General features: G+C 23.4%; 10 protein-coding genes and 1 tRNA gene. 4 read left to right on the forward strand and 7 right to left on the reverse strand.

What is annotated here, in order from left to right:
- Positions 1 to 35: 35 nt before the first annotated feature.
- A complete protein-coding gene (locus H0H40_RS02675; RefSeq protein ID WP_185868964.1) occupies positions 36 to 1,223 on the forward strand; it encodes a dihydrolipoamide acetyltransferase family protein in 1,188 nt (395 codons plus the stop codon).
- On the opposite strand, the gene H0H40_RS02680 is transcribed toward H0H40_RS02675, so the two are convergent.
- On the reverse strand, positions 1,215 to 1,916 hold the full coding sequence (locus tag H0H40_RS02680; protein WP_185868965.1) for a TerC family protein: 702 nt from the start codon (positions 1,914 to 1,916) through the stop codon (positions 1,215 to 1,217). The genes H0H40_RS02675 and H0H40_RS02680 overlap by 9 nt on opposite strands.
- Before the next feature lie 3 nt (positions 1,917 to 1,919).
- Complete coding sequence (locus tag H0H40_RS02685) at positions 1,920 to 3,743, reverse strand: ABC transporter ATP-binding protein (protein ID WP_185868966.1); 1,824 nt, start codon at positions 3,741 to 3,743, stop codon at positions 1,920 to 1,922.
- 119 nt (positions 3,744 to 3,862) lie between these two features.
- Here H0H40_RS02685 and secD point away from each other — a divergent pair, with 119 nt between their 5' ends.
- On the forward strand, positions 3,863 to 6,571 hold the full coding sequence (gene secD, locus H0H40_RS02690; protein WP_185868967.1) for a protein translocase subunit SecD: 2,709 nt from the start codon (positions 3,863 to 3,865) through the stop codon (positions 6,569 to 6,571).
- A 4-nt stretch (positions 6,572 to 6,575) separates the two neighbouring features.
- Positions 6,576 to 6,809 carry a Sec-independent protein translocase subunit TatA/TatB gene (locus H0H40_RS02695; protein ID WP_185868968.1) on the forward strand — a complete coding sequence of 78 codons (234 nt, stop codon included), beginning with the start codon at positions 6,576 to 6,578 and terminating at the stop codon, positions 6,807 to 6,809.
- Here H0H40_RS02695 and H0H40_RS02700 read toward each other — a convergent pair.
- Genes H0H40_RS02700 through H0H40_RS02710 form a run of 3 tightly spaced genes read right to left on the reverse strand, consistent with a single transcriptional unit; the run spans position 6,806 to position 10,635 of the window.
- Positions 6,806 to 8,935 (reverse strand): SurA N-terminal domain-containing protein, encoded by a 2,130-nt coding sequence (locus H0H40_RS02700; protein WP_185868969.1) that lies wholly within the window; start codon positions 8,933 to 8,935, stop codon positions 6,806 to 6,808. The genes H0H40_RS02695 and H0H40_RS02700 overlap by 4 nt on opposite strands.
- Positions 8,936 to 8,937: 2 nt before the next feature.
- On the reverse strand, positions 8,938 to 10,215 hold the full coding sequence (locus tag H0H40_RS02705; protein WP_185868970.1) for a hemolysin family protein: 1,278 nt from the start codon (positions 10,213 to 10,215) through the stop codon (positions 8,938 to 8,940).
- A gap of 12 nt (positions 10,216 to 10,227) precedes the next feature.
- Positions 10,228 to 10,635, reverse strand: coding sequence for a hypothetical protein (locus tag H0H40_RS02710; RefSeq protein WP_185868971.1), 408 nt, complete (start codon positions 10,633 to 10,635; stop codon positions 10,228 to 10,230).
- Between the two features lie 148 nt (positions 10,636 to 10,783).
- Here H0H40_RS02710 and H0H40_RS02715 point away from each other — a divergent pair.
- Positions 10,784 to 10,856, forward strand: a tRNA-Phe gene (locus H0H40_RS02715).
- Positions 10,857 to 10,868: 12 nt separating this feature from the next.
- Here H0H40_RS02715 and H0H40_RS02720 read toward each other — a convergent pair.
- Together H0H40_RS02720 and H0H40_RS02725 are read right to left on the reverse strand one after the other, a co-directional pair.
- Positions 10,869 to 11,375: an OmpH family outer membrane protein gene (locus H0H40_RS02720; RefSeq protein WP_185868972.1), complete on the reverse strand. Its 507-nt coding sequence runs from the start codon at positions 11,373 to 11,375 to the stop codon at positions 10,869 to 10,871.
- Positions 11,376 to 11,391: 16 nt separating this feature from the next.
- Positions 11,392 to 13,923 (reverse strand): BamA/OMP85 family outer membrane protein, encoded by a 2,532-nt coding sequence (locus tag H0H40_RS02725; protein ID WP_185868973.1) that lies wholly within the window; start codon positions 13,921 to 13,923, stop codon positions 11,392 to 11,394.
- Between the last annotated feature and the right edge of the window lie 4 nt (positions 13,924 to 13,927).

The following is a 13,927-nucleotide window of genomic DNA, read 5'->3' on the forward strand; positions in this document are numbered from 1 at the left end:
TTCGTGATGAATGATCAAAAAAATACTTTAGAATCATGGCAGAAATAATATCCATGCCCCAATTAAGTGATACAATGGAAGAGGGGACTGTAATTAAATGGAATAAAAAAATAGGAGATAAAGTTTCTGAAGGAGATATTATAGCTGAAATAGAAACAGATAAAGCTACTCAAGATTTTGAAATAGATATTAGTGGTGTTTTACTTTTTATTGGGGTTCAAGAAGGGGAAAAAACATGCGTAAATGATATATTAGCGATAATAGGAGAAAAAGGGGAAGATATCAGTCATCTAATTTCGGAGTCGAAATCAAAAGAAAAACAGAAACATAAAATAAAAGAAAAAGAAGAAAAAAAGAATAACAAATATCCAAAATATAAAGAAAATAGAATATTCATTTCTCCTTTAGCAAAAAAAATGGCTAAAAAAATAGGAATATCTATAAAAGATATCAAGAAAGGAAGTGGAGAAAATGGAAGAATCATTAAAAGAGACATTGAATATTATGAAAAAACAAAATTTAAGTTAAAGGAAAAAGAAATAAATCAAAAAATTTCTCATTCTTCTATGAGAAAAAGAATAGCAAAACATTTAACTTTTTCTAAATTTTCTGCTCCGCATTATTATTTATTTAGTGAAATAAATGTAGATAAATTAATTAAATTCAGGAAAAAGTTAAATGATAAACTTTCTTTAGAAGATAAAATATCCTTTAATGATATTATTATAAAATCAGTAGCTCAATCTTTGAAAAAAAATCCATATATGAATGTATCTTGGAATGAAGATCAAGTTATACTTCATTCACATATTCATATTGGAGTAGCTGTAGCAGTAAAAGATGGGTTAATAGTTCCAGTTATTCGTAATGCAGATAAAAAGTCATTATTACAAATATCTAAAGAAATCAAAGACAAAGTATTACGTTCAAAATTAAAAAAAATACAACCGGAAGAAATAGAAAACAGCACTTTTACAGTTTCTAATTTAGGAATGTATGGGATAGAATCTTTTACTTCTATTATTAATATTCCCAATTCTTCTATTTTATCTATAGGTTCTATTATGAAAAAACCAATTATCAAGGATTCTAAGATAGAAATAGGAAGTATCATGAAAATTACTTTGTCTTGTGACCATAGAATTATAGACGGAGCTGTAGGAAGTAGTTATATTCATTCTCTTAGAAATTTTTTAGAAGATCCTATTACTATATTATTTTAATTTTTTTGATATTATTTTTTTCCCTAATGAAAAAAAAATAGGAATAATAAATATAAAAAAAGTTAATAACGAAAATATTCCATCGGATATGAAAAAAATATAAGGAGAAAAAATAAGTTTCATTCCGAGAATGATGATTATGAAAAAAGCAGAAATTTTCAATTCTGGAAATTTTTCCATTAATTGAATAAAAAATTGAGCAATTAATCTCATAGATAGAATTCCTATAAATACACCTAAAAAAATTAATAAAAAATTTTCTGACAACGCAACAGAAGCAAAAATATTGTCAATGGAAAAAGATAAATCCATAATTTCTACGAAGAGAACAATTTTCCAAAGGGAATCTTTTTTTTTTACATTTTTGGAATTTTTTGGTAAAAAAATTTTTTTTGTTAAAAAATAATTTAATCCTACGAAAATTAAATATAAACCTCCCAATGGTTTTAACCACCATACTCTTATTAATGTAGAAGCGAACAGCAAACATAATCCTCTAAAAAAATAAGCTCCAATAATTCCATATTTTATAGCTTTTTTTCTATCTTCTTTTTTCAGATTCACAATCATAGAAGCTAATATGGCTGCATTATCTATGGATAAAATGCTTTCTATTAAAAATAGGTTTCCTATAATAGTGATAGATAAAAGAGGATGATCAATAATTTCTTTAATAGATTGTACAAAATCCATTTTTTAAAAACTTTGCAAGTTCATTAGCTTACAGTAAGTTCCTTTTTTATTAATTAAAGCTTTATGCTGGCCTTGTTCTATGATTTTCCCTTTTTCTAAAACAATAATATTGTCTGCATTTTGAATAATGGGAGAAGATAATCGGTGAGCTATTACGATAGACGTTCTATTTTTTATCATTTTATTTAATGCTACTTGAACTGCAATTTCTGATTCTGTATCTAGAGAGGAAGTAGCTTCATCCAAAATCATGATCAATGGGTTTTTAAAGACTGCTCTAGCTATACTAATTCTCTGTTTTTGCCCTAAAGATAATTTATTTCCATTATATCCAATAACAGTATTATATCCTTTTGGAAGTTTTTCTATAAAACAATGTGCATTTGCAATTTTAGCTGCTTTTATTACAGAATTAACCGATATTTTTTCTTCTATACCTAATGATATATTATTGAAAATAGAATCATTAAAAAGAACTGGTTCTTGAGTTACCATTCCTAATAATTTTCTATAGTCTTTAATCCTTAAATATTTAATATTAACTCCATCAATAGTTATTTTTCCGTATGTTACATCATAAAAATTAGCTAATAAATTAGCTATAGTAGATTTTCCACTTCCAGATCTTCCTACTAAAGCTATTGTTTTTCCTTTTTTTAAAGAAAAACTTAAATTTTTAATTAGAACAGATTTTTTATAAATAAATGTTACATTTTTAAATAAAATCTCGTTTTCAAAACGAGAAATAGATTTTGATCTAATTTTTTCATTGTATATACATTTAGTATTTAATATTTCCACAATACGTTCTGCAGAAGCTATTCCTTTCTGAACATTAGATACAGAATTTACTAAACTCTTTGCTGGGTTAATAATTTGAAAAAATAATCCTACAAAAGGAAAAAGTGTTTCTGGTTCCATACCTTTTTTTTCCAAAAAAAGTTTTCCACCATACCAAATGATTAAAATCATTGTAATGGAACCTAATAATTCACTTGTTGGAGCAGCTAATTCTTTTTTTCTATTAACACGAGAAGAAAGTATTTTTTGATATTCAGATACTTTTTCAAATCTTTTTTGCATTTTATTTTCAGCATGAAAAATATTTATAATTTTTGTGGAATTTAAAGTTTCTTCTATAAAAGAAAATAGTTTTCCTAACTGATTTTGAGCTCCTCTTGCTTCTTTTTTGAAACTTTTTCCTATAATGGAAATAAAAGTACCCATTAAAGGAAGTAATAAAAAAGCAAATAATGTTAAATGATAACTCATAAAAAACAAAGTGAACAAATGAAAAAAAACCATTATTGAAGAACTAATTAAATTAGCTAAAGAATTAACGATGGAAATTTCTATTTCATTAACATCATTGGATAATCTAGACATCAAATCTCCACTTCTTTTATCGTTAAAAAAAATCGCTGGTAAAGACAATATTTTTTTGTGAAAATCATTTCTAATATTTTTAACAATAGAAGTTCTTATTCCGATTAAAAAATATTCTGATAAGTATCGAAAAATGTTTCTGATTAAAAAAATCAGAATAATAAAAAAACAAAATATAGCTAAAGTATTTATTTTTCCATATTTATATGATAGTATTTTTATATAATCATGAACATATTTTATGATAATATCAAAACAATTGTAAGAATTAAAAAAAGTTGTTTTATTTTTTGAAGATTCAATAAAAATACTTAGAACAGGAGAAATAGATATAATGGATATAACTGAAAATAAAGAATGCAGAAAATTACATAATATATTGATAATATAGTGATATTTATAAGGCTTTGAATAAGCTAAAATTTTTTTAAGTGCATTCATTTAATATTATTAATCCTAAACAAAGGTAAAAAATTTTTTAATCTGTTAGTGAAATAATAATTTCATATCTAATTTTTATATTTTTACTATAAAAATCTAAAAATCGTTAGAAAAATAAGATGCGTATAGGAAATTTTTTTACTATTTTTATAACCATAATATTAACTATAATTTGTTTATATTATATATGTGTAAATAACAAAAAAACACTCAATCTAGGTTTAGATTTAAAAGGAGGAATTAGCATAATCTTAGATGTATCTGAAAAAGATTTATTAAAAAAACTTTCTGAAAATTCTAAAAATCCTTTTTTTATAAAAGCATTGGAATATGCAGATAAGAGAAAAAAGGAAAATTCAAATACAGATTATTTTTCGTCTTTTACAAATTTTTTTGATCGATTAAATATTAATTTATCTTCTCCTGACTTATTTGGTAATAGATCAAATATGGAAGAAATTAATTCAAACAGTTCTAATGTAGAAGTAGAAAATTTTCTTAGAAAGAAAATAGAATCATCTATTATTTCCATTCAAAATATATTAAGATCTAGAATAGATCAGTTCGGAGTTTCACTACCAAATATACAACGTATAAAAAATTCTAATCGAATATTAGTTGAGCTGTCCGGAATCAAAGATGTAGATAGAATAAAAAATATTTTAGAAAAAAAAGCAGAATTACATTTTTTTGAAACTTATAAAGTACAAGAAGTTATTCCGTATTTAAAAAAAATAGATCAACTTTTTCATAGTTCTCATAGAAAAATTAATAAATCTTTTGTAGACATTTTAAATATTTCTAACCTGAAATCAGTTAATACAGTTGGATTAGTTCATAAAAAATATAAAAAAGTAATTTCTGAATTTTTGAATTCTTTAGAATTTAAAGAAGAATTACCATATAATTTACATCATATTAAATTTTTGTGGGGAAATAAAAGTGTTAATAATTATTTTCAATTATTTGCTGTAAAAATAAATAATGAAGAAATAGATTCTTTTTTAAATGGAGATATTGTAACTCATGCTTATAAATCTCTTGGATCTTTTAATGAAATATTCGTCAACATAAAAATGAATCAAGAAGGAACTAAAAAATGGAAAATATTTACTGAAAAAAATATAGGAAAAAATATAGCGATAGTACTTGATAATTTTGTGTATTCAATACCTTTAGTTCAATCAGTTATTCCAAATGGAATGTCTCAAATATCTGGACATTTTTCTATGCAAGAATCTAATGATTTAGTTAATGTATTAAATGCAGGAGAACTTCCTATTTCAGTAAATATTATTCAAACTGACATTATAGGACCTTCTTTGGGAAAAGTTTCAATTCAAAAAGGAGTAAAATCTTTTTTAATATCCTTGTTTTTTGTATTTTTTTGGATGATTTTTTATTACTCTATTCCAGGATTGTACTCGAATATTATTTTAATTTTCAATATAATATTTATTTTTGGTATTCTTATTTCTATAAACGCTGTATTAACTCTTCCTGGAATTGCAGGAATTATATTAACATTAGCAATGTCTATGGATTCTACGATCCTAATTTATGAAAAAATAAAAGAAAATATAAGAAATAAAGTTTCCATTTTTACATCTATTCATAATAGTTATTCCTTCCATGGAGCTCTATCTTCCATTATAGATGGTCAAATTACTACTTTATTATGTGGAATTATTTTATTCTATTTCGGAACAGGACCAATTAAAGGATTTTCCACGACTTTAGTTATTGGAATCATAATATCTGTATTTACTTCTACTTGTTTAGGAAAATTATTATTAATATGGCATCTAAAAAAATATAAAAATATTTCTTTTATAAATAAATTTTTCATTAATTTTTTTTATAAAATTCAAAATATAAAATTTGATTTTTTATCTAAAAGAATATGGTATTACATAACTTCTTCTATTCTTTTAATATTTAGTATTTCTTCTCTGATATTTCAAGGATTAAATCTTGGATTAGATTTTGTAGGAGGACGTTCTTATGTAATACTTTTTGATAGAAAAGTAATTCCTGAAAAAATTTCAGAAATTTTATCAAAAACTTTTATAGAAGAAGGGAAACCTTCATTTCCAAATGTAAAAATATTTGGAAATGAAAATCAACTAAAAATAGTAACTAAATATAAAATATTGGAACAAAATCATAAAATAGACGAAGAAATTTTGCAAAAAATTTTCATTTCTTTGAGAAATTATTTTCCTGTTCATTTTCATTTTAAGGATTTTAAAAATATAGAAAAAGATAAACCTTTGGGAATTCTTTCTTCCGAAAGAATAGAACCTATAATAGCTAAAGATATGAAAGGAAAATCTCTTCTATCAATATCCCTTTCTTTAATTACAATATTTTTATACATCTTTTTAAGATTTAAAAAATGGCAATTTGGATTAGGAGCTGTCGCGTCTTTAATTCATGATTCAATTATTGTACTGGGCGTATACTCTTTTTTTTACAGAAAGTTTCCTATATTTGAAATAGATCAATCTTTTATAGCCGCATTGTTAACTATAATTGGATACTCCATTAATGATACTGTAATTATTTATGACCAAATAAGAAAAATCTCAAAAAAAACAATGTTCTTAACAATGAAACAAACTATTAATAATGGTATTAATAGTTCTTTGACTAGAACTATTAATACTTCACTAATTACTTTATTAGTAATTTTTATTATTTTTTTATTTGGAGGATCTAGTCTTCGAAGTTTTATGTTAGCTTTATTTATTGGAGTAAGCATTGGAACTTATTCTTCTCTATTTATAGCTCCATCTATTGTATACGATTTTTGTAAAAAAAAATAAGAAAATGATAAATTTTTTATTTATTAGTTTTGAAGAAAGTTTCTTTATTATTTTTATAGCTATACTTATATTTGGACCAAAAAAGATACCAGGTATAGCCCGTGGATTAGGAGAAGGAATACAACATTTAAAAAATGCTAAAAAGAAAATAAAAAATGAAATTTTTATGCAAAACAGTAAAAAAAACAAGATAGAAAAGAAAGAAAAAAATGCACCTCCTTATTCTATTAAACGTTAAATATCTTTTCTATAATCTTTAATTGTAGACTTTTCAAGCAATACATCTCCTAATTTTTCTAGAACATTTCTTCTTAAGAAAGAGTTTAAGAATTCTATTTCTGAAGAAAAATAAGAAGGATCTTTTGATATATTTGAGACATTAAAACGTTTTAATGGTCTTACAAAAAAAATTCCTTTTCCCCCAAAAATAGGTTTAGAAGTTTTGTATAATTTTGAAGAAAATGCATAACCTATTACTTCAGGTTCCTTATATTGATCTATTACAGAATTATAAAAATTAATTCTACAATTTTTTTTTATTTTTTTTGAAAAAAGAATAGATATATGTTCTAAACTAAATTTTTTTCTAGATAAATATTGATTAATTTTTTTATTAATCAATAGAGGGATCAAATGATTTTTCATATCTTCTATAGGATATCCTCTTTCTCGAATTTTAGATAAAAAAACTATAATGTAATCTCTGTTGGATGTATAGAAAATCTTTTTATCTCCTTCTTTTCTATTTTTTTCATAAGACCAATTTATGATCTTCTTATCCAATTCTGTACTTAATCCTTTAATATTCCATTGATTATTTTTGATTTTTTCTAAAAAAATAGTTTCATATCTTTTTTTTCTTGCATTATTAATAAATGTATTTAAACTAGAATTTTCATTTTTTTTCATAAATTGAATAACATTTTTATGAAGTAAATCTTCCGTTTTTTTTGATGGAACAAGTGTTTTTACAATGATAGAGAATTGATAAACAGGTTGAATATCTTTTTGATCTTCTATCCTGATTATATTATATCCAAATCTAGTTTCAGAAAAAACTATTTTTCCTTTTTTATTTTTTGATGAAAAAACATTTAATCTTGCAAAATCTTTGTTTATATTATTTTCTTCTTCATATTTTATCCACACTGGATTTATTTTACTTTTTTCTGAATCAGAGAAATTATCTGATTTTTTCATTAACAAATAATCAAATTTTTTAGGATTTTTTCTAACGGTGTTATATATTTTTTTAGCTATATTTTCAGCTTTTTTTTTAGATATTTGACTCGAAGAATTTACAGATTCTTTATGAGAAATAAGTATTTTACTGGATAAAACAGAATTATATATCATTTTTTTTCCAGTTAATTTAGCCATTATGTAGATATTATTTTCCTTAACAGGACCAAACATAGTTCCAATTTGATTGTTTCTTTCTACAAAATATTGTAAAACAGGAGGAAGGTTTTTTTTCAAATAAAAATTCGAATCGAAAGGTCTTTCTGATTGATTGGAAACAATCTCAGAATGATGATTAGAATATTGAAACTTTTTAAATAATTTACCGATTTCTATTTCCATATTTTTTTCATCATCCAAAGATGGAGAAGAACGCAAAATAACGAAACTTAAATTTCTAAAATTTTCTTTTTTGTAAAGAAATTTATTTTTTTTAATATGATTATAAATTTCATAATTTTGTATTGTTCTATATTTTTTTTCGATCTCCGAATAAGGAATAAAAACATAGTCAATAATAGAAAAATAATTTTTATTTCTGTAATTCAATTCAGCTTCTATTGGAGAAGTATTCAATCCATACATTAACATTTCTACATATTTTTTTGCAATAATTCTTTTTAAAATATTCTCCTTTTCATAAGACCAAATATTTTTTTCATCTTCGATTTGAGATGTTCTATTATTTTTGTATGCTTTTTCTAAGTTGTTTAAATATAACCTAAATTTTTTTAAGTCCATGTTTCCTTTTTCATCTTGAAAATCAACAAACTTACTGTATATAGACTGTTTTTCTATAGCTTTCCAAAAGTCCCTTTTTGTACTTTCTATACCTAATTTAACTGCTTGTTGGGTTAATACTTTTTCATGAACTAAAAATTTCCAAGCATCATTCTTCAAAAAAGAATCAGAATCTCCTTCACGAAATCGTTTTAAAAATTGAATATTTTGAAAATATTCCTTAGAAGAAATACTATCCCCATTTACTTTTCCTATTGTATTATAATTCCTTGAAAAAAATTTTAATAAAATACTAGGATCTAACACAAAAAAAACTAAAGAAACTCCTATAAATAAGAAAATTAACCATGTATTTCTTCTAATTTTTTCTAAAAGACTCATTTCTAATTAAATATTTTTTTTTGAAGAAAAACTTCTTCTATTTTATTTTTAGACACTTTTTTAATTTCAATATAAAAATTTTTATGAATAAAAATTTTTTCTCCACATTTAGGAATATTTCCTATATGAGTAACTATTAATCCACCTAAAGTTTCGTATTCCTCGGATTTAGGAAGACCTAAGTTATACTTCGTATTAATAAAATCTATTTCTAAACGTGCAGAAAATAAAAACTCGTAATCATCTAATTTTTTATCCAATAAAATGTTTTCATCATGTTCATCTTTTATATCTCCAAGAAATTCTTCCAGAATATCTTCTATAGTTATCATTCCTGCTGTACCTCCATATTCATCTAAAACTATGGCTATACTTCTTCTTTTTTTAATTAAGAGATCCATAATTTCTCTCACCGGTGTCGTAATATAAACTAATTCAACAGATCTAATTACAGATTCAATATTTTTTGGTTTTTTCAAAAGTTCTAAATAATGAATATATCCTATAATATTATCTATATTATTTTTATAAACTACTATTTTAGACAACCCACTTTCTGTAAAAAGATTACGAATATTATCTATGGAAGAAAATGTAAGATTAGAAGAAACTATTTCTTTTCTAGGAATCATACATTCTCGTGCTTTTTTTTCATAAAAATCCAAAGCTTTATGAAATATTTCTATTTCCGATTCTATAAATTCTTTTTCCTTTTTCTGAATATTATTTTCTATATTTTCTGATAGAAAATAAATTAAATCTTCTTTGTCAAGAATTTTCTTTTTATTATTTTCTTTCTCTCCTAAAATTTTTAGAAAAACATTAGAAATCCAAATAACAAAATTAGTTATAGGAGAAAATATTTTGCATATGATATATACAGGAACAATAAACAGACTTAATAATTCATTCGAATATGCACTAAATATTATTTTTGGAATAAACTCTCCAACTATCAAAATAATGGTAGCGGAAAATACCGTTTCTACAAAAATTATTCCTAGAGAACTATCCAATAATTCTTTTGGTAAAATAGAAAAAAACAATTTTCCCATATAAATCCCATATATAACTAAAGATATGGTATTTCCAATTAGCATTGTAGTTATAAACTTTTTAGGTTCATTAATGCTTTTAGAAAGGATTTTAGAATGAAATGATCCTTTTTTCTTTTCTAATTCTATTTGAAATAGACTAGAAGAAATTAAAGCCATTTCCATACCAGAAAAAAAAGCAGATATAAGTATAGAAACAAAAACTATACTAATATGAAAAATCATATTTAATTTATATCAATGTTTTAAAGGAAAAGTCCCACTAATATTTTTTAATTTAATTTTTTTTAAATCATCAGAAGCTTCTATTCCATTTATTGCATGTAACATAATTCCATCTAAATTAGATATCACTGTATATTTATCATTAAATATTTTTTTCTGTTTTTTATTCCAGAAAATTTCTTCTGTCTTAATAAAGAATCCATTAGAATTAATAATTTTAATATTTCCTTTAATATGATAAATTATTCCTTCAATTGATTTGACCCAATCCGCTTTAAGATAAGTATATTTATCGTCATTATAAATAAATAGGGATATTCCATTTGGAAATAAAGTATAAGAAGTATAATCTTTGATTATTGGTGAGTATAAAAAAATTTTCAATAAACCGTTTTCTTTATAAGAAATAAAAGTTTTCATGAAAATTTTTCTTGGAATTTTTTTATTATTTATTAATAATTCTTCTTTTTTTTTTGGCAAGAAAAAAGAAAGAAAACTAATAAAAAAAATATGCTAATGTAACTTTTATGACTTATTATTGTACTTTTGTTGATTATTTATATTATTTGGTATCTTAGCTCAGTTGGTAGAGCAAAGGACTGAAAATCCTTGTGTCCCCGGTTCGATTCCGGGAGATACCACTGTTTATATATTTATATTCCTAATTCTCTTTTAACTTCTTCTGTTATATCTTTTCCTTTGTTTACTAAAACTCCTTTCCCAGGACTACAATCGTCAACTCTTATAATATTTTTGTCCTTTTCTATCACTTTATAAATAGCATTTTCTATTTTTTTATATATTGGATTCAATAATTTATTTTGTTTTTTAGTTAAATCATCAGATGCTGTTTTTTGATATGCATGAGCTCTTGCTTGCAAGATTTCTAATTCTTTTTTAAGAATTGGATTTTTATTTTTTTTAAATTTTTCTGCTTTTTTGTGAAACTCTTTTGCTAATTTATTGAGTACATTCTCATGCATTTTGCTAATTTTATCTAATTCTTTCTGAGCAGTAGAAAACTCTGTCATTTTTTCTATAAGAACAATACTATTAAGACAAACGATTTTTTGTGGACATTCTTTCACTCTAGGAAAAGAATATGAAGATCCAAGTAAAAAGAAAAATAATAAAAAATAAAGAATTGTATTTTTTTTCATATGTATATTTTGTTAATTATAAATCTTTTCCTATAATAAAATGTTTTTTCCATTTTGATTTAGTATCATGAACCATAATATCTATAGGATACCCAAAATCTATTCCCAAAAATCCTATTGGATTCCAGAAAATACGAAATCCAAAACCGATAGATTTATTCATTGTTAATGGATTAAATTTTTTATAAGAATTGCTAACATTTCCTCCTTCCATAAATAAGGAAGTCCAAACTTTGAAATTGGAAAAATTCTTAATTAGATAACGAATTTCCAAGACAAGTTTATTATAAATCACTCCTCCATGACTTGGTATTGGATATCTTAAATCTTTTGTAGGAAAAGAATAACCCCTTAACGGAATATGATCTTTATCCTCCAATTTTGATCCTAATGAATTATTATTCTGTACTCCACCCATATAAAATTTTTGAAAAGAGAATAATTCTTTTGAATCATTATATTTTCCTAGATATCCAAACTCTCCTCCCATTTTCAACGCTATATTTTCTATAATCTTTTTGTACCAAAAAAAAGTTATTTTAAATTTATAATATTCCATCCACTTCATTCCCATTTCATTTTGTGATCCTAAAAAAACAGAATATGGAGGAGTAAATTTTCCATCCAATTGTATATTGGATCCTCCAAATGGGAATATGATATCTGGTTTAGTAGAATTTCTTTGAAATGAAATCAAAAAGTTAATATTATCCAACTCTCTTTTTTGAGAAATACCAGATGACATTTCTTTTCTAAAAGAAAATTTGTTGTAATCTATCGATGTTAAAATTTTCGAATAAGGATCTAAAAAAGTTAAAAACTTATTTAATATAACAGAAGTTCCTATTTTTTCTAAAAATTGTTTTTCCTCAATTTTATCATTTTTGTATATTTGAGATAATAAATAATAATCTTCTTTTTTTTTCATTTTTTTTACTGAATAATTTCCTACAAAAGTTAGGGAGGTAGGATGTGATTTTTCTATCCAAGGTTCAGTAAAAGATAATCCATAAGAAGAAAAATCTTTTCCTAATTGGCTAAAAATAATTAGTTTCTGTCCATCTCCTTGAGGAATAGGATTCCATAATTTCCATTTAAAAAAATTATTAAAAGAAAAGTTTCCCAAGTTTAGTTGAAAATTTCCGACAATATTTTTCATATTTAGACCACCAAATCCGCCATGGATTTGAAATTCATTGGTATTTTTTTCCACAATATGCCATTCTATATCCACAGAATTAGAATTAATTTCTTGATTTGGATTTATTTTATAATGTATCTTTTTGAAAAGATTTAAATTTTCTAAATTGAATAAACTATATTTTATTTTTTTAGGAGAAATCAAATCTCCTGGATAAGTTTTCAATTCTCTTCTAATTACATGATCTTTGGTTATTAAATTTCCTAATATGTTAACTTTATTTATATATACAGGTTTATTTTCCTGGATTTGTATCTCTAAATCTATTTGATGATCTAAAACTCTTTTTTCCGTTGAAATGACGTTTACAAACAAATAACCTAAATCTAAATAGGTATACATGATACTATTAGGATAAGAAGCGTTTAAAATATTTCTTTCAATTTCAATTTTATTATAAATATCTCCTTTTTTATAAAAAAGAATTTTTTCCAAAAAATTTTTTTCTAATTTTTTATTTCCCAAGAAATATACATTTCCTAAATAATACCGATCTCCCTCTATTATCTTTATTTTTATTCTATAATTACCAGATTTTTCTTTCCAAAAAGAATCTAATAAGACTTGAACGTCAACAAATCCCATAGATTGATATTTACTTACAATATTTTTTATATCTTTTATTATATTATCTTGAACAAAGAGAAAAATAGATTTTTCTACAATTGGAATATAAAAACTTTTTTTTGTTTTTATCATTAAATTTAGCAATTCTTCGTTATCTATTACATTATTACCTTCAAAGAATATCTTCTCTATTTCAATTTTTTTTCCTTTATCAACAGAAAAATTTAATATGTTCTTGTCATTTATTTTAGTTATTTCATCCTTTATATTAATTTCATTATACCCTTTTTGGGTATAAAAATCTTGAATATCATTTTTTATAGTTTGAATGAAATCATCAGACACTTTATCTCCAGGTTTAATTTTTTTGATATTAGGAAATTGTTCTTTTCTAATCCCTATTGTTTTGACTTCATGGATTTCTATTAAATCTTCTAAATCAAAAAATAAGTCTATTTCATTTTTAGAAACATTATTTTTATAAATAGATATCTTTTTAAAAAGATGACTATTCCACAATTTTTTAATTGCATTATCAATCTTAATTCCATAAAAATCAATCAAATCTCCATAATAAATACCAGATAAATCTGAAATAAAACGTTGATCATATTTTGTTTTTCCAATTATATGAATTGACTTTACAACCATACTTGAATTTTCATACTTTTGAATATTCAAATTATCTTTTTGAACAAAAGAATATCCTTGTTGTATTTGTATTACTTGTATTATTAATAAAAAATAAAAAATTCCTCTTAGAAAAGTATTTTTTCTCATGGAT

The sequence above is a fragment of the Blattabacterium cuenoti genome, from assembly GCF_014252295.1.
Taxonomy (GTDB): domain Bacteria; phylum Bacteroidota; class Bacteroidia; order Flavobacteriales; family Blattabacteriaceae; genus Blattabacterium; species Blattabacterium cuenoti_V.

Bases quoted from the DNA above. Each gene is read 5' to 3' on its own strand.
- H0H40_RS02720 (WP_185868972.1), bottom strand. From the start codon at position 11,375: ATGAAAAAAAATACAATTCTTTATTTTTTATTATTTTTCTTTTTACTT.
- H0H40_RS02680 (WP_185868965.1), bottom strand. From the start codon at position 1,916: ATGGATTTTGTACAATCTATTAAAGAAATTATTGATCATCCTCTTTTA.
- H0H40_RS02700 (WP_185868969.1), bottom strand. From the start codon at position 8,935: ATGAGTCTTTTAGAAAAAATTAGAAGAAATACATGGTTAATTTTCTTA.
- secD (WP_185868967.1), top strand. From the start codon at position 3,863: ATGCGTATAGGAAATTTTTTTACTATTTTTATAACCATAATATTAACT.
- H0H40_RS02695 (WP_185868968.1), top strand. From the start codon at position 6,576: ATGATAAATTTTTTATTTATTAGTTTTGAAGAAAGTTTCTTTATTATT.
- H0H40_RS02725 (WP_185868973.1), bottom strand. From the start codon at position 13,923: ATGAGAAAAAATACTTTTCTAAGAGGAATTTTTTATTTTTTATTAATA.
- H0H40_RS02710 (WP_185868971.1), bottom strand. From the start codon at position 10,635: ATGAAAACTTTTATTTCTTATAAAGAAAACGGTTTATTGAAAATTTTT.
- H0H40_RS02705 (WP_185868970.1), bottom strand. From the start codon at position 10,215: ATGATTTTTCATATTAGTATAGTTTTTGTTTCTATACTTATATCTGCT.
- H0H40_RS02675 (WP_185868964.1), top strand. From the start codon at position 36: ATGGCAGAAATAATATCCATGCCCCAATTAAGTGATACAATGGAAGAG.
- H0H40_RS02685 (WP_185868966.1), bottom strand. From the start codon at position 3,743: ATGAATGCACTTAAAAAAATTTTAGCTTATTCAAAGCCTTATAAATAT.